At 59.5% G+C, this 23993-nt stretch carries 23 protein-coding genes and 1 tRNA gene; 16 read left to right on the top strand and 8 right to left on the bottom strand.

The annotated features are described in order from the left end of the window. The first annotated feature begins 101 nt into the window (after nucleotides 1–101). The 4 genes from ACO6TG_RS25735 (at nucleotide 102) to ACO6TG_RS25720 (ending at nucleotide 4491) form a co-directional block, all read left to right on the top strand. The gene (locus ACO6TG_RS25735) at nucleotides 102–404 is read left to right on the top strand and encodes a virulence factor (protein WP_094074472.1); all 303 of its coding nucleotides are present in this window, start codon (nucleotides 102–104) and stop codon (nucleotides 402–404) included. After that, nucleotides 397–1290 (top strand): methylenetetrahydrofolate reductase, encoded by an 894-nt coding sequence (locus ACO6TG_RS25730; RefSeq protein WP_422375807.1) that lies wholly within the window; start codon nucleotides 397–399, stop codon nucleotides 1288–1290. The genes ACO6TG_RS25735 and ACO6TG_RS25730 overlap by 8 nt, the downstream gene beginning before the upstream one ends. Then, entirely contained in the window at nucleotides 1291–2244 is a 954-nt protein-coding gene (locus ACO6TG_RS25725) for a methyltetrahydrofolate cobalamin methyltransferase (RefSeq protein WP_422375806.1), read from the top strand. Between the two features lie 213 nt (nucleotides 2245–2457). Continuing rightward, complete coding sequence (locus ACO6TG_RS25720) at nucleotides 2458–4491, top strand: ASKHA domain-containing protein (RefSeq protein WP_422375805.1); 2034 nt, start codon at nucleotides 2458–2460, stop codon at nucleotides 4489–4491. A 27-nt stretch (nucleotides 4492–4518) separates the two neighbouring features. Here the strand turns inward: ACO6TG_RS25720 and ACO6TG_RS25715 are convergent, their stop codons facing one another. After that, a complete protein-coding gene (locus ACO6TG_RS25715) occupies nucleotides 4519–5259 on the bottom strand; it encodes a DUF1194 domain-containing protein (protein WP_422375804.1) in 741 nt (246 codons plus the stop codon). 249 nt (nucleotides 5260–5508) lie between these two features. Between ACO6TG_RS25715 and ACO6TG_RS25710 the strand changes: the two genes are divergently transcribed. Together ACO6TG_RS25710 and ACO6TG_RS25705 are read left to right on the top strand one after the other, a co-directional pair. Then, on the top strand, nucleotides 5509–6330 hold the full coding sequence (locus tag ACO6TG_RS25710) for an enoyl-CoA hydratase (RefSeq protein ID WP_422375803.1): 822 nt from the start codon (nucleotides 5509–5511) through the stop codon (nucleotides 6328–6330). Between the two features lie 54 nt (nucleotides 6331–6384). Next, nucleotides 6385–6828, top strand: coding sequence for a hypothetical protein (locus ACO6TG_RS25705; protein WP_422375802.1), 444 nt, complete (start codon nucleotides 6385–6387; stop codon nucleotides 6826–6828). Between the two features lie 215 nt (nucleotides 6829–7043). Here the strand turns inward: ACO6TG_RS25705 and ACO6TG_RS25700 are convergent, their stop codons facing one another. After that, nucleotides 7044–7916 carry an AraC family transcriptional regulator gene (locus tag ACO6TG_RS25700; protein ID WP_422375801.1) on the bottom strand — a complete coding sequence of 291 codons (873 nt, stop codon included), beginning with the start codon at nucleotides 7914–7916 and terminating at the stop codon, nucleotides 7044–7046. Between the two features lie 170 nt (nucleotides 7917–8086). On the opposite strand from ACO6TG_RS25700, the gene ACO6TG_RS25695 reads away from it, so the two are divergent. Next, the gene (locus ACO6TG_RS25695; RefSeq protein WP_422375800.1) at nucleotides 8087–8617 is read left to right on the top strand and encodes a CoA-binding protein; all 531 of its coding nucleotides are present in this window, start codon (nucleotides 8087–8089) and stop codon (nucleotides 8615–8617) included. Nucleotides 8618–8719: 102 nt separating this feature from the next. Beyond that, nucleotides 8720–8941 (top strand): hypothetical protein, encoded by a 222-nt coding sequence (locus ACO6TG_RS25690; RefSeq protein ID WP_422375799.1) that lies wholly within the window; start codon nucleotides 8720–8722, stop codon nucleotides 8939–8941. A 172-nt stretch (nucleotides 8942–9113) separates the two neighbouring features. On the opposite strand, the gene ACO6TG_RS25685 is transcribed toward ACO6TG_RS25690, so the two are convergent. Then, the gene (locus tag ACO6TG_RS25685; RefSeq protein ID WP_422375798.1) at nucleotides 9114–9293 is read right to left on the bottom strand and encodes a hypothetical protein; all 180 of its coding nucleotides are present in this window, start codon (nucleotides 9291–9293) and stop codon (nucleotides 9114–9116) included. Nucleotides 9294–9325: 32 nt separating this feature from the next. Here ACO6TG_RS25685 and ACO6TG_RS25680 point away from each other — a divergent pair, with 32 nt between their 5' ends. Next, complete coding sequence (locus ACO6TG_RS25680) at nucleotides 9326–10606, top strand: O-acetylhomoserine aminocarboxypropyltransferase (protein ID WP_422375797.1); 1281 nt, start codon at nucleotides 9326–9328, stop codon at nucleotides 10604–10606. Nucleotides 10607–10667: 61 nt separating this feature from the next. Here ACO6TG_RS25680 and ACO6TG_RS25675 read toward each other — a convergent pair whose 3' ends face one another. Together ACO6TG_RS25675 and ACO6TG_RS25670 are read right to left on the bottom strand one after the other, a co-directional pair. Then, nucleotides 10668–11201 (bottom strand): dihydrofolate reductase family protein, encoded by a 534-nt coding sequence (locus ACO6TG_RS25675; RefSeq protein WP_422375796.1) that lies wholly within the window; start codon nucleotides 11199–11201, stop codon nucleotides 10668–10670. 171 nt (nucleotides 11202–11372) lie between these two features. Beyond that, on the bottom strand, nucleotides 11373–12473 hold the full coding sequence (locus ACO6TG_RS25670) for a COX15/CtaA family protein (RefSeq protein WP_422375795.1): 1101 nt from the start codon (nucleotides 12471–12473) through the stop codon (nucleotides 11373–11375). A gap of 151 nt (nucleotides 12474–12624) precedes the next feature. Here ACO6TG_RS25670 and ACO6TG_RS25665 point away from each other — a divergent pair, with 151 nt between their 5' ends. Next, on the top strand, nucleotides 12625–12840 hold the full coding sequence (locus ACO6TG_RS25665; protein ID WP_422375794.1) for a DUF2842 domain-containing protein: 216 nt from the start codon (nucleotides 12625–12627) through the stop codon (nucleotides 12838–12840). Here the strand turns inward: ACO6TG_RS25665 and ACO6TG_RS25660 are convergent. Continuing rightward, on the bottom strand, nucleotides 12800–13795 hold the full coding sequence (locus ACO6TG_RS25660; protein ID WP_422375793.1) for a polysaccharide deacetylase family protein: 996 nt from the start codon (nucleotides 13793–13795) through the stop codon (nucleotides 12800–12802). The two genes, ACO6TG_RS25665 and ACO6TG_RS25660, sit on opposite strands and share 41 nt — an antisense overlap. A 298-nt stretch (nucleotides 13796–14093) precedes the next feature. Here ACO6TG_RS25660 and ACO6TG_RS25655 point away from each other — a divergent pair, with 298 nt between their 5' ends. After that, nucleotides 14094–15266, top strand: coding sequence for a GNAT family N-acetyltransferase (locus ACO6TG_RS25655; RefSeq protein WP_422375792.1), 1173 nt, complete (start codon nucleotides 14094–14096; stop codon nucleotides 15264–15266). Between the two features lie 3 nt (nucleotides 15267–15269). Here ACO6TG_RS25655 and ACO6TG_RS25650 read toward each other — a convergent pair whose 3' ends face one another. Further along, nucleotides 15270–17654 (bottom strand): succinoglycan transporter, encoded by a 2385-nt coding sequence (locus ACO6TG_RS25650; protein WP_422375791.1) that lies wholly within the window; start codon nucleotides 17652–17654, stop codon nucleotides 15270–15272. A gap of 197 nt (nucleotides 17655–17851) precedes the next feature. Between ACO6TG_RS25650 and ACO6TG_RS25645 the strand changes: the two genes are divergently transcribed. The 5 genes from ACO6TG_RS25645 (at nucleotide 17852) to ACO6TG_RS25625 (ending at nucleotide 22771) form a co-directional block, all read left to right on the top strand. Further along, nucleotides 17852–18409, top strand: coding sequence for a polysaccharide biosynthesis/export family protein (locus ACO6TG_RS25645; RefSeq protein ID WP_094070176.1), 558 nt, complete (start codon nucleotides 17852–17854; stop codon nucleotides 18407–18409). Nucleotides 18410–18515: 106 nt separating this feature from the next. Beyond that, nucleotides 18516–19745, top strand: a complete 1230-nt coding sequence (locus ACO6TG_RS25640; protein WP_422375790.1) for a glycosyltransferase family 4 protein — start codon at nucleotides 18516–18518, stop codon at nucleotides 19743–19745. Beyond that, nucleotides 19745–21349 carry an undecaprenyl-phosphate glucose phosphotransferase gene (locus ACO6TG_RS25635; RefSeq protein ID WP_422375789.1) on the top strand — a complete coding sequence of 535 codons (1605 nt, stop codon included), beginning with the start codon at nucleotides 19745–19747 and terminating at the stop codon, nucleotides 21347–21349. Before ACO6TG_RS25640 ends, ACO6TG_RS25635 begins: the two co-directional genes overlap by 1 nt. Further along, on the top strand, nucleotides 21346–22614 hold the full coding sequence (locus tag ACO6TG_RS25630) for an O-antigen ligase family protein (protein WP_422375788.1): 1269 nt from the start codon (nucleotides 21346–21348) through the stop codon (nucleotides 22612–22614). The genes ACO6TG_RS25635 and ACO6TG_RS25630 overlap by 4 nt, the downstream gene beginning before the upstream one ends. 80 nt (nucleotides 22615–22694) lie before the next feature. After that, nucleotides 22695–22771: transfer RNA gene (locus ACO6TG_RS25625), tRNA-Pro, on the top strand. A 28-nt stretch (nucleotides 22772–22799) separates the two neighbouring features. Here the strand turns inward: ACO6TG_RS25625 and ACO6TG_RS25620 are convergent. Further along, nucleotides 22800–23606, bottom strand: coding sequence for a hypothetical protein (locus ACO6TG_RS25620; RefSeq protein WP_422375787.1), 807 nt, complete (start codon nucleotides 23604–23606; stop codon nucleotides 22800–22802). Nucleotides 23607–23993 lie beyond the last annotated feature (387 nt).

Genomic DNA, 23993 nt, shown 5'->3' with positions numbered 1-23993 from the left:
CGACTGATGCGAGGTCGGTTTTTCACGCGCTGATGCCGCTATCAGGCGAAACGGAAATCGTGGCTTCCGGCAAACATGGGTCTTCGGAGGAAGAAGAGACTATGGCGCAGAAAATCATCGTTTACTGGCGGGACATTCCGGCTCAGATCCTGGTGAAAAAGGGACGCAAGTCGGCCCGCCGGGAGCTGCCGGCCATGTTCATGGAAGCGATCGACGCCTGTGCGATGCGGATCGGAGCCAAGGACAGCGACGCCTATATGGCGGAGTGGCGCCGCACCGATCCTGTCGATGTCTCTGACGATCTGGAAACGGAAGCGGATACGGCGCTCGACGACCTTGTTGCCGCTTATCCGAAAGAGCGACTGAAGACCTTGCTTGCAAGTGGAGGAACGGAACATGACTGAGCAGCGCCTGCTGGAAAACGGGCGGCTACCCGCCTCCACTGAAATGTCGCCGAAGCAGGTGGTCGAAAAGACCGAGCTTCTGCAGACAATCCCGGCCGGCACGCAGGTCTATGTCACCGATCTCGGCAACTGCCCTGAAGACATGATCGTCGACGCAGCCCGCATCCTGCGCGACAACAAGCTGGTTGCCGTGCCGCACATGGCCGCCCGCCGCTATCCCTCCCTGGAGGCCTTCGAGCGCCGGATCAAACGCCTGACCCAGGAAGCCGGTGCGACTGAAGTACTGACCATTGCTGGGGAAGCCGATAAGGCCGGTCCCCTGACCTCTTCCGTTGCCCTTCTGGAAACGGGTCTATTTGACAAGCTCGGCATCAAGAAGATTGCCGTGGCCGGTCACCCGGAAGGCGCACCGGACATCAAGCCGGACGTGATCAAGTCGTTCCTGATGCGCAAGCACGAACTCGCCGCTGAGAGCGATGCCGAATTCCGCATTGTCACGCAGTTCGGCTTCGACCCGCACCGGGTCAGCCTGTGGCTCGACGAGCTGCGGGAATGGGGCAACCAGTTTCCGGTCCATGTCGGTGTTGCCGGCCCGGCCAAGATGACGACACTCCTGAAATATGCCGCCTTTGCCGGTGTCGAAAACTCCCTGAACTTCCTCAAGAAGCGCGGCGGTGCCGTGGTTTCCATGCTGGCAGGGTATGATCCCGCCACCATGGTCGAGCCGCTGGAAACCCGCGTCACCAGCCAGCCGTCGACCCAGCTGGCCCAGATCCATGTTTACCCGTTCGGCGGGATCCAGAAGACCGCGGACTGGCTGCATGGCCGCGGGAGCTGGTCCTTTCAAACCCCGTCCTCAACCCTGACAGCCAACGAGAGCGCATAAATGACCCGCACCGTTGTCGCATCCGCGACCAAGGAAATCATCATCGGCTTCGACCAGCCGTTCTGTGTCATCGGCGAGCGGATCAACCCGACCGGCCGCAAGAAGCTGGCAGCCGAGATGGCTGACGGCAATTTCGAGACGGTCAAGGCAGACGCCCTTGCACAGGTCGCTGCCGGCGCCACCATGCTCGACGTCAATGCCGGCGTGACCGCGGTCAATCCGAACGAGACCGAACCGCCGTTGCTGGTCAAGACTCTCGAGATTGTTCAAGAGCTTACGGACGTTCCCTTGTCCATCGATTCATCCGTGACCGCCGCCATCCAGGCGGGCCTGGAAGTCGCCAAGGGGCGCCCGCTGGTCAATTCCGTAACCGGCGAGGAAGAGAAGCTGGAAGCCATCCTGCCGCTGATCAAGAAATACGACGTTCCGGTTGTTGCGATTTCGAATGACGAAACAGGCATTTCGGAAGACCCGGATGTGCGCTTTGATGTTGCGAAAAAGATCGTCGAGCGCGCGGCCGACTACGGCATTCCGGCCCATGACATCGTCGTTGACCCCCTGGTGATGCCGATCGGCGCCATGGGCACGGCCGGCCAGCAGGTGTTCCGGCTGCTGCGCCGTCTGCGCGAGGAACTGAAGGTCAACACGACCTGTGGCCTGTCCAACATCTCCTTCGGCCTGCCGCATCGCCATGGCATTAATGCAGGTTTCATTCCGATGGTGATCGGTGCCGGCATGACCTCGGCGATCATGAATCCGTGCCGCCCGCAGGAAATGGAAGCCGTCCGCGCCGCAAACGTTCTGAACGGCACTGATCCGAACTGCCAGGAATGGATCATGACCTATCGCGACCATCAGCCGGCTGCCGCCGGTGCGACTGCAGCCCCAGCCGAAGGCGGGGCCTCCTCCGGTGGTCGCCGCCGTGGTGGCCGCGCGGCACGGCGCGCCAGCTGACGCTAGAGCAAACACATGTTTGCGGTTCTCTCCCCTCCGCAAACCGGGTGGTCTTTCTCCAGCTTTCCGGTTGGGACACCCACCCCACTTCCCCTCCCCGCAAGCGGGAGGGGTTTTGCGTGTCGGGAGGCACGTTTTTCGTATCCCCTCCTGGGGGAGTTTCGGCGGGCATGGTCCCGCAGCGTTTGAAACCGGTAGTGACAGATCGCAGCCATGACCGAGACAGACAGACACGCCAAAGTCGTTTTCCAGCCTAGCGGACGCCGGGGCACATTCCCGGTGGGAACACCCCTTCTTGATGCGGCCCGCTCTCTTGGGGTTTATGTCGAGTCGGTTTGCGGGGGGCGCGGCATATGCGGGCGCTGCCAGATCTCGGTCTCCGAAGGCACCTTCGCCAAGGAGAACCTGACCAGTGCTGCGGAAAACCTGGAAGCGGCCACGGAAGCTGAAAACCGCTATGCCAGCCTGCGCAACCTGCCGGCCGACCGGCGCCTCTCCTGTCAGGCGAAGATCCTCGGTGACCTCGTTGTCGATGTGCCGACCGATGCCCAAACCAACCGGCAGGTGGTACGCAAACGTGCAGAAGCCCGCCAGATTGATGCGGACAGCGCAATTACCCTGGTCTCCGTCTCCATCGACGAGCCGGACATGGAAACGCCGCGCGGGGATATTGACCGCCTGCGCGAAGCCCTGACAAGTACGACCGGGCTGGCCGACCTGTGCATCGACCCGATCCTGCTGCCGGCCGTTCAAACAACCCTGCGCAAGGGACAGTGGACCGTCACGGCGGCCATTCATCAGGACCGGGGTGTACTGCCGACACTTGTCGCGCTGTGGCCGGGTGAAAAGAACGCCGTCTATGGCCTTGCCGTCGATATCGGGTCGACCACCATCGCCGCGCATCTCTGCAACCTTCAAAACGGCCGGACCGTCTCGTCGGCCGGTACGTCCAATCCGCAGATCCGCTTCGGCGAAGACCTGATGTCGCGGGTCTCCTATGTGCAGATGAACCCGGCCAAGCTGCCGGACCTGACCAAGGCGGTACGCGAGGCGATCAATTCCCTGATCGGCAAGCTTGTTGGCGATGTCGGCGCCGAGCGCAGCGATGTGCTCGACGCCACCTTTGTCGGCAACCCCGTGATGCATCACCTTTTCCTCGGCATCGATCCGGTCGAACTGGGCGGCGCTCCGTTTGCGCTGGCAGCTTCTGATGCGATGGTGCTGAGCGCCCGCGATCTCGACCTGGAGCTCAACCCGGGCGCGCGGGTCTATATGCTGCCCTGCATCGCCGGCCATGTCGGCGCCGATGCAGCTGCCGCCACCCTTGCCGAGAGCCCTTACAAACACGACGAGATCACGCTGCTCGTCGATGTCGGCACCAACGCGGAGATCGTGCTCGGCAGCAAGGAACGCCTTCTGGCGGCCTCTTCGCCAACCGGCCCCGCCTTTGAAGGCGCGGAGATTTCCTCCGGTCAGCGCGCCGCACCCGGTGCCATCGAACGCATCCGCATCGACAAGGAGACGCTTGAACCGCGGTTCAAGGTGATTGGCGTCGACGAATGGTCTGATGAAGAAGGTTTTGCCGAAAAGGTCGACAGCGTCGGTGTCACAGGCATTTGCGGCTCCGGCATCATCGAGGCGGTGGCGGAGATGTATCTCGCGAGCCTCATCACTGAAGACGGCGTCATCGACGGCGGCATGGCGGCACGGACCAGCCGGGTCCAGTCCAAGGGCCGGACCTTTTCCTACCTGATTGCCGACCAGGACGTCGAGATCTCGATCCTGCAGACCGATATCCGGGCCATTCAGCTCGCCAAGGGCGCGCTCTATGCCGGGGTCAAACTGCTGCAGGACAAACTTGGCACCTACCAGCTCGACCGGATCCGGCTGGCCGGCGCCTTCGGCAGCTATATCGACCCCAAATACGCCATGGTGCTCGGCCTGATCCCTGATTGCCCGCTTGAGGGCGTTTCTGGTGTCGGCAACGCGGCCGGCACCGGTGCGCGCATGGCGCTGCTCAATCGCGGTTATCGCCGGGAAATCGAGCAGACCGTGCGGGATATCGAGAAGATCGAGACAGCGCTGGAGCCGAAGTTCCAGGAGCATTTCGTCAACGCAATGGCGCTGCCGAACAAAGTCGACCCCTTCCCCAACCTGCGCGGTGCGATCGACCTGCCAGAGAAAAAGTCACTCGTGGAAAGCGAAGCTGGCGGCGGTGAACGACGGCGCCGGCGCAGACGCGGCTAAGGCGTTTCGCCTGGCCGCCCTTCCGGATCAGGGATCCCAGAAATACTGTTCCCGCAGGCGCTGCCAGATCTTCTCTCCGACGAGGCAGTCATAAGGCTCTTCGAAGGTGATCTGCGCTTTGATGACCCTTGGTGGCTGGAAAGGCATGCGTCCTCCGATTTCGAGGATCAGTTTGCGTCGGACGGCATCGGGAAATTGTGCCCATTCGATCACCGGGATCACGAAGCTGGTCGGGCCACCGATGACGCAGCGCCGGTAATAAACGTCGAGATCCGGGATATTGAACTGAAAACCGATGCCGCCCTTGGTCATCAACGGCAGTCCATTGATGACGTAGCCGCGGTCAACGGCCGCATCGCGCGCCAGAGTGACGGGTGATCCCTGGTTGTTGGGGCCGTCTCCGGAGATGTCGATCACCCGGCGTGCCGCTGCAAAGGGAGCTTCGTCCAGAAGTTTGGAGGCATACCGGATCGCGCCGGAAATCGATGTCCGCCGTTGACCATAAGTGGTGTCCTCCAGCACCTTGTCGGCAAATTCCTGTGCATCCGCCTGCGTCTCGATCACCGACCAGGGCACAATCTCGCGGGCGTGGCTTTCATTGGCCCATTCGAACATCATCAGCGCGATCCTGCGATGTTCGCCCAGGCTGATGGCCCGCACGACCTCTGGGCTGGCAATCGCGGCGGCATATCCCTGGCGCTGGATCTGGAGTTCGTCCGGTGACATCGATCTGGAAACGTCGACCGCCAGCACGAGGGCGACATCCACCCTCTCCTGTGCAGAAGCAGGCAGAAGAGGCGCCAGCAAGAGAAGCGCTGCGCCGACGAGAAATCGGAACCGGTGTGGCCTCCACATGACCCGAGGATACCGCAATTCCCATGATCCGCCATCAGCACGATCAAAGAAAACCATAAAGGATCTGTGATCGAAGACATTTCAACGCAGCGCTTTGCCGTTCACGCCGCGCCTGCCTTCCGTTATAAGGATCGCCAAGACAAAGACTTCAGGGAGCATTCCATGTCCGACACCGCCGCCAATGACGAAATCGAAAAACCGATGCTGGCGACCATGCTGCATGAAGGTGTCTACCGGATCGTCATGCAGCGTCCGGAACGGATGAATTCCCTGTCGACTGCCATGATGTCGGCGCTGTCCGGGGAGCTGCAAAAGGCTGCCGATGATCCGGCTGTCCGGGTGATCCTTCTGGGCGCAGAAGGCAAGGTGTTCTGCGCCGGTCATGACCTTAAGGAACTGACTGCGGCCCGCGCCGAAGCCGACGGTGGCAAGGCCTCCTATGAGCGCATCATGCGGCAATGTTCCGACCTGATGCAGCAGATCGTGCGGCTGCCCAAGCCGGTGATCGCTGTGGTGACGGGCGTTGCCACCGCTGCCGGCTGCCAGCTGGTCGCCTCCTGCGACCTGGCGATTGCGACAGACACCGCGACCTTCTGCACACCGGGCGTCAATATCGGCCTGTTCTGCTCCACGCCGATGGTGGCTCTTTCCAGAAATGTTGCCCCGAAACAGGCGATGGAGATGCTGCTCACCGGCGAAAGCATCGACGCTTCAACCGCCAAGGACTTCGGCCTGATCAACCGCATCGTTCCGGGCGACTACCTGGAACAGGTCGTGCAGAAATACGCCGAAGCGATCGCTTCGAAATCCGCAAAAACGCTCAAGATCGGCAAGGAAGCCTTCTACCGCCAGCTGGAAATGCCGCTGTCGGAGGCCTATGAGTTTGCCGCCGCGACCATGGTGGAAAACATGATGGCCCGCGACGCGGAAGAAGGCATTTCCGCCTTCCTGCAGAAGCGCAAACCGGAATGGGCGGACAGCTAAGGTCAAGTCCCCTGCCGTCAGACCTCTTTTCTGAATGCAACTCCGGAGGGCTTGATGTCCCAGACTGGCTATTCCGGTCGCCCCCTGTCGGCCAAACTGGGCTTGAAGCCGGGGATGACCTGCTGGCGGCACAACATGCCCGTACCGATCGCAAAGCTTCTGGATGACCAGGCGCCGGAGACCAGACCTGTCACTGCCCCCCTCTCCGGTCTTGAGTGTGCGCATCTGTTCGTAACGGAGCGCAGCGAGCTGACGGACCTGCTGCAAGGTTTGCGAGGTCTTCTGGCACCTGTTGGAATGATCTGGGTGTCCTGGCCCAAGAAGGCCAGCAAGGTACCGACCACGGTGACCGAGGACGTCGTGCGGGAGATCTGCCTGCCAATGGGCCTGGTCGACATCAAGGTCTGTGCCGTCGACGCTGTGTGGTCGGGCCTGAAGCTGGTGATCCGCAAGGAATTGAGGGCTGCGCAGGCTGAGCGTCTGTCAGCAAAGGGCTAGGCGTGTATTCCCTTGCCCGTTCATCGTCCCGGATGAAGCTTAGCCAAGACCCTGGCCCCAGGAAGCCTGGGAAGTCGATTTTTCGTCGAAGTGACAAGATGAAGTACCCTGGCTCCCCGCTTTCGCGGGGATGACAGCAACGGTGAGCGGTCAACTCTGGTTCCAGTGCAGCTGATCCGACTTTGTTTGAGGGGCAGACAAACCCGGTGTCTGCCTCACTTCAACGGCAAAAAGATATCCGTTTCGGCTTCATGTTCGGGCACGTCCGGATAGAAATTCAAGCGCTGGACAAAGAGCGGAAAGTCACGCAATTCCTCACCGCTTTCCGGGAGCCAGTCGCGATAAAGCGAGCGGATCGCAGCTTCCGCGAAATCGAGAAAGCCGGAATGGCGGATCACCGCGCAACGTCCTCCGGGAATGGTTTTTGTGACCATGCCATAACCATTGTCGGGCACCGGTGCTGAGACCGAACAGCAGAAATCAAACCGAAAATCTTCCGGCGGCGTCGCTTTGGGGTCGTCATAGAGGATATTGAACGTGGCGTGTCTGGATGGCGGCAGTCCGTAAGCCCGCCGCCAGGCGATGAATTGCTGGGCGGAAGCTGTCAGGCCGGTCTGAGGTCCACGATGTTCCAGGGCTGCGACCAGCGTCTCGGGAAACAGGCTGATACGTATTGTTTCCGGGTCGAGAGTTTTTCCGGGCATGAACTGTCCTTTCAGATACAAGAGAGGGTCATAAGTCAGATGCCAGGTGGTCCAGTCGGGCCTCTTACGGAACGCCGTCGGGCTCTGGCCAAAGGCGCGTTTAAACGCACGGGAAAAGCTCTCCAGGTTCTGATAAGCGGCTTCATAGGCAATGTCGGTGACAGGCTGCTCCGGGCGAAAGGCAAGCTGGTGCCCTGCCCTGTTCAGTCGCATCAGCCGCTGATAGTCGGCGACACCAACACCCAGAAGCGCGGAAAACTGCCGCTGGAAGTGAAACCTCGAATAGGCGGCCTTGTCCGCCAGCAGGTCCATATCAAGCGGATGGTCGAGCGTCCGGTCGATCTCCCTGATCACTCTTTCAAACCTTGCGCCGATGGCCGTCATACGTTTCCTGTCCTCCGGAACTTCCTGGCCTTCCCGTCTTAGCGCGCCTGATCCGGCGCCGCCTGACCGCACATGCGCTCTTTGACATGTGACCTGTTGCCCCGGCCGAAGGCCTTGCGGTTGCCAGCGATTTCGCCTTGGATAGCGCCCGAGTCTGCAAGGGATCTTTCATGAATCACGACGCCTATTCCGACGCCTATATCAGCGCCATTCTGGACGAGGTCAAAACGGTGGCCATGATCGGCGCAAGCGCCAACAACGTGCGGCCGTCCTATTTCGTTCTGAAATACCTGCTCTCCAAGGGTTACGAAGTCTGGCCGATCAATCCGGGCCAGGCCGGCAAGGAAATTCTGGGCCAGACCGTCTATGCCTCGCTGGACGACCTGCCTGCCACGCCTGACATGATCGACATCTTTCGCAATTCCGAGGCTGCCGGGCAGATCGTGGACGATGTAATCACCAGTGGCCGCCTGCCCAAAGTGGTCTGGATGCAGCTGACCGTGCGCCATGACGAGGCCGCCAGACGGGCTGAAGCCGCAGGGATCAGGATGGTCATGGACCGCTGTCCGAAGATCGAATATGGCCGCCTGTCCGGAGAAATCGGTTGGGCGGGCGTCAACTCCAAAACGCTCTCCTCCAAGCGACCGGCACTGAAATCGGGCTTTCAGCATCGCGGCCTCTCCCGGGACAAATCCGGCTGAACACTGAAGCAAGACCAGCCTCGCGCAACGCTCCTGCTTCAGCCTTTCAGGCGTGTTTCATTGGCCGGCTCCCCGATCCCGGCCCTTGCCTGGCCTTGGAAAATGACGTCCGATCCGACCCTTTTTACGTCAATCGAATGGGTGCTGCTGGCCATGGCGGCGCTGGTATCGCTGACGATGTTCGCTCTCTTTTACAGATCTGATCCCGATTTCCCTTTTGCCGAACAGGAGGAGAACTGGGCCAGGGACAGGGAAACACCAGGGGAGACCCCTTGCGACGGCACGGCATCGGCAAATGGAATGACGCCCAGAAACAGACGCTGAAAAGTTTAGGGATCTTTTAAGCAAACTCTTGGCGAATTCGCGCCAAATCCGGTCGTTTCCCTTTCCATATTTTCAAGGGACCGCCGTTAACGTTTCGCCACGTCACCTCTTCGAATGGTTGGAGACCGTCATGTTGGCTGTGCTTGGCGACACCGCCCTTCTGGCCTGGAGCCTACCGCTCATCGCGGTGGTTTTGCTTTTTGGCGTCTATTTTCTGCTCAAAATCGAGTGCCGCCGAGACGTGTCTGACCGGTAGCAGCAGCAAGCCTTTCCAGACCCGTTCCTGCGCAATTTCACCGAAGCCGTCTTTTAGAGAAAAACGTTCTTTGACCTGCCTTGTCCGTTCGGTCAAACTGGCCGCCATTCCAACAGGGAGGTCTGTTTATGAGCGAAAATATTCCAGGGTTTTCAACTCTTGCCATCCATGCCGGTGCGGCGCCGGATCCGTCCACCGGGGCCCGCGCGACACCGATCTATCAGACGACATCCTTTGTCTTCGACGATGTCGATCACGCCGCCTCCCTGTTTGGCCTCCAGGCCTTCGGGAACATTTACACCCGCATCACCAATCCGACGACCGCCGTCCTGGAAGAGCGTGTCGCAGCGCTGGAAGGCGGCACCGCGGCACTTGCCACGGCCTCCGGCCATTCCGCGCAGCTTCTTTGTTTCCATACGCTCATGCAGCCCGGTGACAATATCGTTGCGGCCAACAAGCTCTATGGCGGGTCCATCAATCAGCTCAACCACTCCTTCAAAAGTTTTGGCTGGGGTGTGAAATGGGCTGATCCCGCCGACCTCAACAGCTTTGAAGCGGCGATTGACGACAAGACCCGCGCCATCTTCATCGAAAGCCTCGCCAATCCGGGCGGCATCATCGTCGATATCGAGGCCATTGCGACACTCGCCAAGGCCAAGGGCATTCCGCTGGTGGTCGACAACACCATGGCAACACCCTATCTGTGCCGCCCGATCGAACACGGCGCCGACATCGTTCTGCACTCGCTGACTAAATTCATGGGCGGTCACGGCAATTCCATGGGCGGCATCATTGTCGACGGCGGCAGCTTCGACTGGTCTGCCAGCGGAAACTATCCGCTGCTGTCCGAACCGCGCCCGGAGTATCAGGGCGTTGTCCTGCATGAGACCTTCGGCAATTTCGCCTTTGCGATTGCCTGCCGCGTGCTCGGCCTGCGCGATCTTGGTCCGGCGATATCCCCCTTCAACGCCTTCATGATCCTGACCGGCATCGAAACCCTGCCGCTGCGCATGCAGCGCCATTCCGACAATGCCAAGAAGGTGGCGCTGCATCTGGGTGGTCATGACAAGGTGAAGTGGGTGTCCTACGCCGCCCTCCCCGATGACCCCCATCACAGCCTGCAGCAGAAATACATGCCCAAGGGCGCCGGGGCCGTTTTCACATTCGGCGTGGAAGGCGGTTATGACGCCGGTGTCTCGCTCGTCAGCAAGGTGGAACTGTTCTCGCATCTCGCCAATATCGGCGACACGCGCAGCCTGATCATCCACCCGGCTTCCACGACGCACCGCCAGTTGACCGACGAACAGAAGACGGCGGCAGGTGCAGGCCCGGATGTCGTCCGTATCTCGGTCGGTCTTGAAGATGTCGACGACATCATTGCCGACCTGGAACAGGCCCTGTCCGGCTGAAGACACGCAAAACCTGAGGCTCGCGCTTCAACGCGAGCCTCGAGCCATCCTTCACAATCTGCTAGCGCTTCGCTGCAAATTCCTGAAACAGGTAGCCGCTGTCATAGGTCCGCGTTTCCAGCTCGGCAAGCTCAGAACACTGCACCGCACCGTCAAACAACCGGGTGCCGGCCCCCAGCAGGACGGGTGCGCGTTTCAGACGAATGATGTCGATCAGCCCGTCTGCCAGCAGCGCCCCTGCGAAGACACCGCCACCACAGAGGTAGACAGGTCCGGTTGAGGTCTGTTTCAGCTTTTCCAGTTGCGCCTTGTCCAGGGCCGGCGCGACGGAAACCTCGGCTGATTCCGGTAAAACCAGTGACCTTGAAAAGACGATGGTCTGCATGTGTTTGTAAGGATTTTCGCCCGGTTTCAGACCAAACCGGTAACCGAACTCGTAGGTGTGGCGTCCCATAATGGCAACGGCATACTGAGCCAGGCGCGCAAAATAGTCGTCTACGACCGGTCCTTCATGGGCGAAACCGGAAACGTCGCCGCCAGGACCAGCAATAAAGCCGTCAATAGAGACAGCCACGTCATAAATGATGGGTTGCATGATGTGCTCCGCAAGTAAAACCAATGTGGCCGAGGGCCATGTTCAGTCGGGTTTTACTTGTTCATCGTCGGAGCACTCCTCTTTCGGCAATTCCTAGCAACAGACCCGGCACAGGGTCAAGGTCCGCTGGAAACGACCTCTCCCCGCGCTTAGTACCGTTGGCAAAGCGGATCAGCTTCTGACCGGGTAACTCCCGCGCAGCACGGCCAGATATTCCACGCAGGCTGCCAGGACGATCACCGCGAACCCCTGATGGATCAGGGCGATCGATAAAGGCACATGCCAGATCAGGGTCAGAATGCCGAAGACGGCCTGCAGCAGGATGAACGCACCGATATGTGCACCTGCACGCCGCAGTTCCTTGCGCTGGCTGAGCCGCAACGTCCCGACCGTCAGAACAAGGCCGGCAACGATCAGGATATAGGCAGTCACGCGATGCTGGAACTGCACCGTCATCACGTTCTCAAAGAAGTTCAGCCACGCGGGCTGCATGGCGAGCAGGCCCCTGGGGATGATCTGCCCATCCATCAGCGGCCAGGTGTTGAACGTAAGCCCCGCATTGAGGCCGGCGACCAGACCGCCAAGGAAGATCTGCACAAACACAAGCGCCAGAACCAGCTTGCCGATCATGTCGAGCCGGTCCCGTTCAAACGGATCCGGCTCCGCGAGCGGCGCAAGCCTGCGGGCGATCCAGTAGAGATAGGCAAAGATGATCAAGGCCAGGGTCAGATGGGTGGCCAGCCTGTACTGGCTGACATCGACGCGGTCGACAAGGCCGGAGGCCACCATCCACCAACCGACAAAACCCTGCAGGCCGCCCAGTGCAAGACCGGCCACCAGTCTTGGCTTCAGCCAGGGCTCTATCCGCCCCATCGCCCAAAAGGCCACCATGGGCACAAAAAACGCGACGCCGATGAATCGCCCGAGCAGGCGATGTCCCCATTCCCACCAGAAGATGAACTTGAACTCCTCAAGGCTCATACCCTTGTTGATAAGCTGGTATTCGGGGATCTGGCGATACTTTTCGAGTTCTTCTTCCCATTCCGCTTCCGTCAGCGGCGGGATCACACCGTGGATCGGCTTCCATTCCGTGATCGACAGGCCGGACTCGGTCAGTCGCGTGGCGCCGCCAACGACGACCATCGCCAGAATCAGGGCACAGACAAAATAGAGCCACCAGCGGATCAGGGCCCGGTCACGCCGGATCTTTTGCTGTCTGGCAGGAGACACAAAGCCCTGCCCGGAAAGTGCACTGTCGGCGTTTGCAGTCATGAACCGGTCCCGGATTGCTGTCGATGGATTTGACCTTTTGCGAGCGGAGATATAGGTGCATATGCAGGACGGCAAGCGGTCCGGGACACTTTGCGGCAAAAGGTCCCTCATTCCGCGCCATTTTTCTCAAATTCAACGGACAGGCCCTGACATGGTCCCATCGTTTCGCAGATTTGTCGGCATGGTCGTGCTGGTGGTGTTTGTAATTGTCTATGCGTTCACGGCCATGGTGATCGGCGATTTGAAACTCCAGCAAGCCTCGTTCGTGGTGCAGCTGATCTATTTTGCCGTTGCAGGTCTTGCCTGGGTGATCCCGGCTGGCGCCATTATCTGGTGGATGCAAAAAGACGGGAGAAACCAGACTTGACGCCGAAGCCTGTCGCGGCCCATCGGGCCATGCGATAGAGCGCAAAAGGCGCACCGGTCAGGTATTGATCGACCACGGACGGGTCCTGGAAGCGCCCGTTGAGCGAGACGCGTGGCAGCATCATCGGATCACGCGCGTTCACAGATTGCAGCACACCCGGAAGCGTCGTGACCGACGACGAAAACCCGATATCCCTGGCGATGTCCGCATCCCGCTGACCGACCGCGTAGACCTTGCCATAGGGATAGGCGAAATGTTTCGGTCGGCGCCCGAGTTCCTGCTCCAGTCGCACCACACCCTTTTGCACATCTGCCCTCGCCTCCTGCATCTCCATACGCGCCATTGCAAAATGGTCGTGCGTATGAGCGCCAATGGTCACAAGGTCGTCGTCGGCCAGGGACCGAAGTTCGTCCCAGGTCATTACCAGTTCGTCTGCAAGTGCCCTCAGGTCGAGGTTGTACCTGTCTGCGAGCGCACGGATGATCATGCGCTGCTCCCGCTCACCGACTTCCAGCGTCAGGTAATCCATAATTCTTTCAAAGCAGGCGTTCTTTTCCTCGGCTGATCGGCAGGGTAGCCCGCCAGCTGCGCCCGCTTGCGTGAAGACGACTTCTTCATTGGCCGCAATGATCCGTTCCAGGGCCACCCACCACAATTCGCTTGTTCGATCGACAAGGCCCGTGGTCACAAAAATCGTAAATGGCGCCCCCAGTTCCTTCAGGATCGGATAGGCCACGTCCAGATTGTCCCTGTAGCCATCATCAAAGGTCAAAACCGCGTAGCGACCATGGCCATAGCCCGACTTGAGCAGATCGACGGCCTCGTCCATTGAAATGATTTCATAGCCATTCGCGCGGATCCGCTCGACTGCGGCGCGCAGAAACTCAGGGGAAATCTCCAGATGCCGGTTGGGCTGAAAGGCGTCGCTGCGTTCGGGCCGAACGTGATGCATCATGAACACGGCGCCACAACCTTGCGTGATAGGTGCCAGCATACGCCCCAGCCCTGTTCCTTTCAGAACGCTGAACGCACGTGTGACTGCCTTTTGCCGCATTCCCATTTGGCTGTAATGCCCACCTTGAAAGAAGGTGCCAGTAAGGCACGGTTTCTTTAATAATTATTGCTAAATCTATCGAGACTTAATCCGTTCTGCCAGCACGTCTTAAAGCCTGTCCTTGTTGTTCGCAAAAAATGGTTTACCCAGATCCAAGAAGACGTTTCACACCTTGTCAATGTCGCTCGGAGAGCCATTCATGACACGTGCCGCGTCCGATATTGAATTGGCGATTTTCACGAGGCTTAGCGAAGCTGACGCCGACTGGCAACAACTAAAAGATGCAGGACGCGGGAATCCTTACCAATCCCTTGACTGGCTCCGGGCCTGGACCGAAACGCTCGGCCGGCAGTTTAAGGTCGAACCGGTCCTTGTCGCCTGGCGACGTCAGGGGCGAACCCAGGTGATCCTTCCCCTCGGACTGGAGCACACCGCCGGTATAAAGGCCCTCGCTTTTCTGGGGCACCAGCATGGCAACCAGAACACCGGGATCTGGGACAGGGCGTTTTACGACAGCGTCGATGCGTCGGAGATGAGCATGCTCCTGCGAAAGGTCTGCGCCGATGTCGGCGCTGACCTTCTGAAACTGGAAAATGTCCCCGCGACCTGGCACGGGCGGCCCCACCCCCTGGTGTTCGAAGAAGCGGCGCCCAGCCCCAGTCCGATCTTCACACGCCGCCTCGGGAATGATTTCGACGCCCTGTTTCGCGACACCCACAGCAAGTCGTCGCGCAAGAACCTGCTGCGCAAGGAACGGCACCTGCAGGCTGCTGGAAACTTTCGGATCGCAAAGGCTGCGCAACCCCGGGAAATTGAAAACGGTCTCTCGACCTTCCTGGAACAGCGGGAGCTGCGCGCGCGAGAAAGCGGCGTCCCGAACGCGTTTGCGACACCAGCTGCCCGATCCTTTCTGGCACGGCAACTCGGACTTGACGACACAATGCCGGCTTCCCTGGATCTCTGGTATCTGGAGACCGGCGGCGCCATTCGTGCCACCTATCTTTGCGCGGAACAAGGCGACACGATCTATGCTTACAGCAACAGCATCGCCCATGATGACATGCTGCCCAACAGCCCGGGCCTCGTTCTGATCAAGGAGATCATTGCACGCGCCTGTGCCGATGAGCGGCTTCAGGTGCTGGACCTCGGGCTCGGTGACGAGCGCTACAAGACCAGCTGGGCCGAACCTGCTCCTCTGGCAGACAGCCTGCTGGCCGTCACCGCAAAGGGGGCCTTGAAACTTAAGATCGTCACGACGGCCCTGAAGGCCAAGACAATGATCCGGAATTCCGACATTCTCTGGCCCGCAGTGAAGCGCTTGCGCAAATGGAAAGCCGGTCTTTCAAAGCCCGACAATCAGAAATCCAATTGACATTCAGGCGGCGTGGCCATCGTCGTTGCGCCGGGGGCCCGGGCCGTCATCACCGGCTATCACGACTTCGACCTTGGCGCCGGTGTTGTGAGCCAGAAGGTTTGCCGCGCTTTGCAGTTCGTGACCGTGATCAGGCGCGCTCGCTGCGATCAGAACCCGATCCGCGAAACTCAGCATCCGTGCGCTGGCCAGAGAACCGTCAATGGCACCGAGATCAACGACCACCGTTTCGTAGGTTGACTTGATTGCCTCGAGTGCCAGCTTGAAACGGTCGGTGTCGACCATGTCGTCGGTAACCGCGACACGCCCGGCCTCGATGATATGAGCCTTCGACGCCGCATCACGATAAACAGCTTTCGCAAACGGCACGTTTCCGGAAACGATATCGGAAAAGCCTTCAGCCGCCTTGGCGTTGGCCTGTTCTGGAAAGACTTCCATGATCAGCGCCGACCGGCCGCCAATCGCGGCCCTGCGGACGAGGTCAAAAGCCAGATCATGCGACAGCGCGTCGTCATCGACGCTCAGAACCACGACACGGCCGCTGGCATCAATGTCGGCGGCATGTGTTGCCTGCAATTGTGTTTCGGAAGGCTGTGGCGCCGGACGCCGGACATCTTCTGCCGGCGCGTTGTCCCCAGAGCGAGCACTTCTCAAGTCGCCAACCCAGTCGGGAGACACGTCATGATCGTAATGGGACGTCGCCTGAGGTCGGCGCTTTGGCCGCCGGGCCGGTATCGGCTCCTGCTCAATATCGTCGGCTTCGGGCTGAGCAGGTGCAGGTTTGACCGGCTCAACGGGCTCACCTTCTGAGGAGGATTTCGGCGCCCTCGACCAGTCACCCGGTTCCATGCGATAACTTGCAACGGTCTGCCCGTAGCCGCGCTGCCAGCCAAACCCGTCCTCCGGTTCCCGCTCTACCCGCCGCGTGTCTGGCGCAGCGCGCTCCGGGACAACCGGTTCAGGCCGAACAGCCGGAGCCTCGTTCATTCTATAGAGCGCGTTGCCGTTCAGAAACTCACGCATCAGAACAAAGGCCATGCCGAGGATCAGCGTCACAAGCGCGGCAATGATGGTGCTTGCAATGATTTTCGGCGAATCCGGTTCAACCGGCACGCTGGCCCGAGAGATGATCCGGGCATCGGCGGGAAGCACCTGCGCCCGCAATCTCGAATCGGCTTCCTGGAAGCTGAGCAGCAGCTGATCGAGCTGGGCCGCCTTGGCGTTGGCTTCGCGTTCCAGTTCGGTCAGCCTGGCCTGATCTGCATTGGATTTGGCTGCCGCTGTCTTGAGTTCGTCCAGCTGAGCCTCAAGAGCGCGCGCCCGCTGGTCTGCGACTTTGGCGTCGTTCTCCAGCCCCTGCAGGATTTTGCGTGCCTCTGCACGGATCTGGCGATCATAGTCTCCCAATTGAGACTGTAGCGCCTTCAGCTGCGGATGGCTCGGCAGCAGGGTGATGGACAGCTCAGCGATGTTGGACTGGATCTCGACCTGACGCTCACGCAGACGCTGGATCAGGGTGGAGTTCAACACGTCACTGGCCGTCTCGAGGGATCCGCCGGAGTTCAGCAATTCACGGATCAGGTCCGCCTTGGCCTGCGATTCGGCCTTGGCCGCCTGCGCCTCGGAGTAAGCCGAACTGGTTTCGGCAAGCTGCTGCTGATTAAGCGGAATATTGTCGGCGCCGATCAGGAGATCGGCCCGGGCGCGGAAATCCGATACGGCCTTGCGGGCGGCCTGAACCTCCTTGCGCAATTCCGCGATTTGCGGCTGCAGTGCGGCAGAGGCCAATTCGGTCGTTTCCCGCTTCGCGCTCGATTGCACGGCGAGATATTCGTCCACGATCGTGTTCGCGACCCTGGCCGCGAGAACCGGGCTTTCAGCGGTGTAATCCACCGCGATCACGCGGGACCCTTCCAGACGGTAGATGTCCAGGTTTTCGTAAAAGTGCTTGAGCACCCGCTCTTCTTCGCTGTTGCCAGCTGTCTGGCCGCGAAGACCAATGAGCGAGAACAGCGCGTCGAGCGGATTGCCGCCGCCCCGGGCGTCAAATTCCGGTATTGCGGCCAGGTTGAGCTTGTTGGCAACACGGCGGGCGAGGTCCGCAGACATCAGAAGCTGCACCTGGCTGGCGACACCTTCGCTGTCGAGAAGGGCCCTCTCCTCTTCCTGCCCGCGGGACGCTCCCGGCAGATTGTCGGTGCTCTCGATGATCAGCCGCGCTTCACCCTTGTATTTGGGAGCGACGAGTTGCAGGCCCATGAAGACCGCCACGGCGACAAACAATGTCAGCGGCAACAGCCAGCCGAGAGAGCGCGCGATGGTGCGCAGAAGACCGGCCAGGTCCAGCGCCATATCGTCCTCAGAATGTGTCTGCCGCTCAGCGTTCATGCTCTTGAAACTCCAATCTCCCGGCAAACTTAGTCGAATTATGGTAAGCGATCAGTTAAGCTGGTTTCAGCCCCGTTCGACGACTTGTTAATTAATGCATGCGCAATTTTGACAGGTCTGCTTCGACACCTCAAAGCTCTTCACCCTCAATTAACCATAACACGCGATGCTGTCTCCGGATTGTAGGAGAGTCGTTGATGCGAATGAGAGCGCTTGTTGTTCTGGCGCTGTGCCTGGGCCTTGTTGCTTGCAGCGGGTACAGACAACCGCCGACAGCATTTCATGAAACGCTGACACAGCCCTATCGTTTGGATTCAAGCGACAGGCTGCGCATCATCGTGTTTGGTCAGGACGATCTGTCCAACACCTATGTCGTTGATCAGGCTGGCTATATTTCGTTTCCGCTGGTGGGGAGCGTTGCTGCTCGCGGCAAAACCCAGCAGGGTCTGGCAGCAGAAATTGCCACCAAGCTGCGCCAGGGCTACATCCGCGACCCGGACGTGTCCGTCGAGGTCGACACCTATCGTCCGATCTTTGTCATGGGCGAAGTGCAAAATGCAGGCCAGTACAACTATGTGGCCGGCATGACCGTCCAGAACGCCATTGCCACTGCCGGCGGTTTCAGTGCGAGAGCCCAGCAGGCGGATGTGGATATCACCCGTCAGATCAATGGTGAAATTCTAAACGGACGTGTGCCCATTTCGGACCCGGTCCGTCCCGGAGACACGATTTACGTCCGCGAGCGCTATTTTTAAGGCTCCGCGAAGTTAACCGTGGACTCACCTCCCTTTGTTAGGGTGCAGTTACAGGGCCCCACAGGTTCATCAAGAAGCCTGGGGGTGGTAACAGGGATACTGCACCATGACGACGACCCCCATGCGGATCGTTCATTGTGTTCGCTCGCCGATTGGCGGAATTTTCCGTCATATCCGCGATCTGGCGACTTGCCAGGCTGAGGCGGGACATGATGTCGGACTGATTTGCGACAGCAGCACGGGCAGCGCTTTCGACAACCAGCAGCTGGAAGAGCTGAAGCCGAAACTTGCACTCGGCCTCGCCCGCTTCCCGATGCAGCGCCAGCTAACCATTCAGGATCTCTCCGCAACGCTGGCGCTATACAGGCACATCCGGGACCTGAAGGCAGACATTTTGCATGGGCACGGCGCTAAGGGCGGCGCCTATGTCCGCCTGATCGGCAGCTTCCTGAAGCTCCGCGGCCAGAAGATCAAACGCGTCTACTGCCCGCATGGCGGCAGCCTCCACTATGATCCCAACCGGTTTGAAGGCCGCGTCTACCATACGCTCGAGCGTATTCTGGGCCGCCTGACAGATGGTCTGATTTTTGTTTCGGACTACGAGGCCGCCGCCTACGAGAGCAAGGTCGGGCATCCGCGCGCTCAATCCCGCATTGTTTACAATGGCCTGAAGCAGGACGAGTTCGCGCCCGTGGAGATCGCCGACAACGCTGGAGACTTTCTCTATATCGGCATGCTGCGCGATCTGAAGGGACCGGATCTCTTCATAGAGGCGCTCTACAATATCCGGCTCAAGACCGGCGAAGCGCCCAGAGCACATATCGTGGGTGAAGGCCCGGATGAAGAGCGCTACAGGAACATGGTCAGCAAGCTCGGCCTCGAGCGGACTGTAACCTTTCATGGCGCCCTGCCCGCCCGCGAGGCCTTCAAGCTGGCCCGAAACGTCGTCATTCCCTCGCGTGCGGAGGCGATGCCCTATATCATTCTGGAAGCCGTGGCAGCAGAGCGGCCGCTCGTTGCTACCCGTGTCGGCGGCATTCCGGAAATTTTCGGCAAGTTTGCCCACAGGCTGATCGAACCGGGACATATCGGCAAACTGACCACCGCGATGGAAAACGCACTGGCAGACCCCGATAGGATGGCCGACCAGGCAAAAGAACTGCGCGGCTGCCTTGCAGAGACCTTTTCCGTCGACCTCATGAACGACCGCGTCACAACGCTTTACATGGAACTCCAGGGCCTCGTTCCGGCTGACAGTTCCACACCGGTGAGCGCTGACAGCGCTTCAACCGTATCGCGTGCCCAGACAGCCTATGCAAGGTCGAGCAACCGATAATGAACACACCCGCATTCAAACCCTCGGACCCGGTCGATCCGAAGCCTTTTTCGGAAGGCTCTCCCTTGGGGCACAGGTTGGAAAAACATTTCCGGCACACCGTTCACGGTGCAGCCAGCCAAACCAATATTGAAATGCTGTCGGCGGCGAATTCCAGCCTGTCGACGGACGCCATCGAAATTGCACAGGGTCTTGGCGGCAAGGGCGTTTCGGTTCCCGTCGTCACGGGCATCCTGCGTCTGACAGACGTCTGTTTGATCGTTGGAATGGCATTCGCCGCCACCTTGACCGCGCCCCAAGCAGCCTGGTTCGGCCTGCCGAACCTCTATGCCACCGGGTTTGCCGTTCTGTTCGCTCTCGCCTTCTTTCAGGCCGCGGATGTCTATCAGGTTCCGGTCATGCGCCAGGGCCTGTCTCAGCTTGGACGGGTCGCCGCCGGCTGGACCCTGGTCTTTGCCATGTTCGCGCTGCTGCGCTCGACCACCGGCATTGGCGCCGGTCTTTCCGACACCTGGATCGGTGCCTGGTACGCGCTCAGCCTGACGGGGCTGTGCCTGTCGCGTCTCGTTGTCTTCCGGCTGGTCCGCCACTGGATGAATTCCGGACGGCTGGAACGGCGCGCCATCATTGTCGGCGGCGGCACCGCTGCCCAGGAGCTGATCCACGACCTGGAAGCCCAGGCTGACAACGACATCCGGATCTGTGGCATCTTCGACGACCGCTCCAATGACCGGTCACCGCCAGTTGTTGCCGGCTATCCGAAACTTGGCAACATCAGCGCTCTTGTCGAATTTGCCCGCCTCGCCCGCATCGACATGCTGATCGTCTGCATTCCACTGCGCGCCGAGCAGCGCGTGCTGGAACTTCTGAAGAAACTCTGGGTGCTGCCGGTCGATATCCGCCTGTCGGCCCATACCGACAAGGTGCGCTTCCGCAACCGCGGTGCCAGCTTCATCGGCACCGTGCCCTTTGTCGACGTCGTCGAAAAGCCGATTGCCGACTGGGACATGGTGGCCAAGCGGATCTTCGATCTAGTGTTCGCAACAGCTGCGATCATCACGCTCTTCCCGGTCATGATCGCCGCAGCGATTGCCGTCAAACTCGACAGCAAGGGTCCGATCCTGTTCAAACAGAAACGCTACGGCTTCAACAACGAGATCATTGAGATCCTGAAATTCCGGTCCATGTATACGGAGATGGCCGATCCCGACGCGAAAAAGGTGGTGACAAAGGGCGATCCGCGTGTCACGCGTGTCGGCCGGTTCATCCGCAAGACCTCGATCGACGAATTGCCCCAGCTGTTCAACGTGCTTGGCGGCAGCCTGTCGCTGGTGGGGCCTCGGCCGCATGCGGTCAACGCCCATACCGACAACAAGACCTGGGACGATGTGGTCGACGGCTATTTCGCCCGCCACAAGGTCAAGCCGGGCGTGACCGGCTGGGCCCAGATCAATGGCTGGCGCGGTGAAGTCGACACGCCGGACAAGATCCAGAAACGCGTCGAATGCGACGTCTACTACATCGAGAACTGGTCGATCCTGTTTGATCTGCAGATCCTGTTCCTGACGCCCTTCCGGCTGCTCAACACGGAGAATGCCTATTGAGCATCGCGGCCGACCCATATGGCGGCGCGCCGATCGCGCGTTCGCCTGTCGGTCTTCCGGCCAAAAGCCTGGGCAATGGCGCGCTCTGGGTTGCCGCCTTTCTGTCCGGTTTCGTCATCGAGGAACCGGCGCCCTACGAACTCTACATGGTGCTGCTGACGGTTGTCTGGCTGGCCTGCGGCCTGAAGCTGCGCCGCGAATTCGGGCCGCTGATCATCTGCATGATGCTCTATACGGCCGGCGGTGTTGCCTCCATTCCGCTCGCAGAGAAGATGGGCGACGCGATGATGTATATCGCCGTCACCGGTTTTCTTGCGATCACCGCGATCTTCTACGCTGCCATCATTGCAGAGAACCCCGAACGCTGTCGCGTCATCCAGAATGGCTATACGATCAGCGCTGTCCTGGTCGCGTCCATCGGTATTGCCGGCTATTTCAATCTCTTTCCGGGCGCCGAGTATTTCACACTTTATGACCGGGCACGCGGCACGTTCCAGGATCCGAACGTGTTCGGTCCGTTCCTGGTGCTGCCGACCGCGCTGATCATCCAGAAGCTCCTGCGCGAGTCGGTGCTGCGCAATCTGCTTTTGCTTCTGCCGCTCGCAATCCTGCTGCTCGGTGTGTTCCTGAGCTTCTCTCGCGGTGCCTGGGGCGTGCTGGCTGCCGCCGTGCTGATGGTCTATCTGCTCGCGCTGATCACCGAACAGAACGGTCTGCGCCGGGCGCGGCTCGTGTTTCTCGGGGTGATAGGACTATTCGCCTTTTTCGGCCTGATCGCCGCGGCCCTGTCCATCGACACCGTGGCCGAGATGTTTCAGCAGCGCGCACGCCTCGTCCAGGAATATGACGGCGCCCGTCTCGGCCGGTTTGCCCGTTACGCCCTCGGTTTCCAGCTGGTGATGGAACATCCGCTCGGCATCGGTCCGCTGGAGTTCAACAAGTATTTCCCGGAAGACGAACACAATGTCTATCTGAAGGGCTTCACCACCTATGGCTGGCTCGGCGGCATCGTCTATATCATCCTGGCGATCTGGACGGTTTGCGCCATGGTGCCGCTCCTGTTCAGGTCCCGTCCCTGGACAGCCTTCACGCAATGTGTCTTTGCCGTCTTCGTCTCCCACCTGCTCTTGTCGGTGATCATCGACACGGATCACTGGCGCAGCATGTATATGCTTTACGGCCTTGCCTGGGGACTGATCGCAGCGGAGAAACTGGGCAAGGGCCGCCCCCGGCTCCCCCTTCAGCGCACCTCCGCCCAAAGCTGACAGAAGACTTGGAAAACCCGCCCCCGACCCGCAACAAGCCGCTTGCGCTCGATGAGCGAACAAGTTAGGTAGGGTCCGTTCGGGCAGTAGCGCAGCCTGGTAGCGCACTTCACTGGGGGTGAAGGGGTCGTCGGTTCAAATCCGGCCTGCCCGACCATTTTTCAAGGGTCCATTCTGCCCTAAAATCAAGCACGCAAAATCTGTTGGTAAAAGGCTTTGATGAGATGGCCTGCGGTCGGATCGCTTGGTCTGAGCGTTTTTAACAGGTGGTGTTTTTGAAAGAAAAACTCGGCGTCCGATTTTAAGACAGCCGCTGTCACACCGTGTTTCCGGCACTCGACCATGTAGTTGGTGTACGCATCCTTGGCCATGAAGAACAGTTTTCGCCAGCGCATCTCACGTTCATGAAATTTCTGCAGACTTGGAAACAGGTATTTGTGCAGGATTTCCGTCATATTGGTCCGAAGGAAAGCCTTCCATTCCCGTTCATATTCCCCCTTCTGATCGATAATGAAGGTTCTGGAATTAACGGCATTTCGTCTGCAAAACTCCTTTAGTGTGTTCAGCTCGGCGTCACTGAGCTTTGCGCCCTCTGACTTGTTCGCAATCTCTCGAAAGCGCGGGTCTTTTACCCGATCGACGTTGACCAGAAAAAAATGTCCGACTTGGCCGATCCGCATGGCAAAGTATTCCAGGTTCGGATACGCGATGTTTTCAAGCATGTCGTTCGTTCGCGCGATCGGAATCTGTTCGACCAACACTTCATTCCAGACTTTTTGTGTCTCCCGTTGAACCCGCGCAAACCCCGCCGGCCCCTCCTGACTGGTGTCGATGAACTTGTCCAAGTCATCCAGGGCCTGATAAAGCTGCATCGCCCGTTCGATAGCTTCTTTCACTTTTTGGCCGCTGTTTTGGAACTGCTGAATACGGCCTTCGTTCAGGTCAGGCCGAAGCCCAGCAGCGAATTTTGTGATAGATTTTTCATCGAACATGCGGCGCGTCTTTCAATCAGTCTTTATTCAAAATTTAATACTAACTCACTTGTTGCTATACCACCACGTGAAGTTTGTTGACGCAAACTGGCCTTTCACTTGAGTGGACAGAAATGCGTCAGGTTTCCCGAAGAAACAGGTTCTCGGCAATTCAAAACAGCGACACCAAACCTCGAGCAGACCTTCCAATGCAACGGGCTTCGCACCCTGGCAAATGGAAGACGGACAACAGTTGACCGCAAACGTGTTACTGCGACTGGCGCTGCATGCCTTAAAACCGGAATATCCATCGCGAGCCCTGCTCAACAATCTGAGCGCCGCAGAACATGTTTGAACAAGTCTCCAAACGAGACCACTCTGCCAACAGCCAGCGCTCATTTCAAAAAT

Source organism: Roseibium sp. (assembly GCF_965233565.1).
Classification (GTDB): domain Bacteria; phylum Pseudomonadota; class Alphaproteobacteria; order Rhizobiales; family Stappiaceae; genus Roseibium.
The sequence above is the reverse complement of the archived record's forward strand: the minus strand, read 5'-3'. Positions and strand labels throughout refer to the sequence as shown.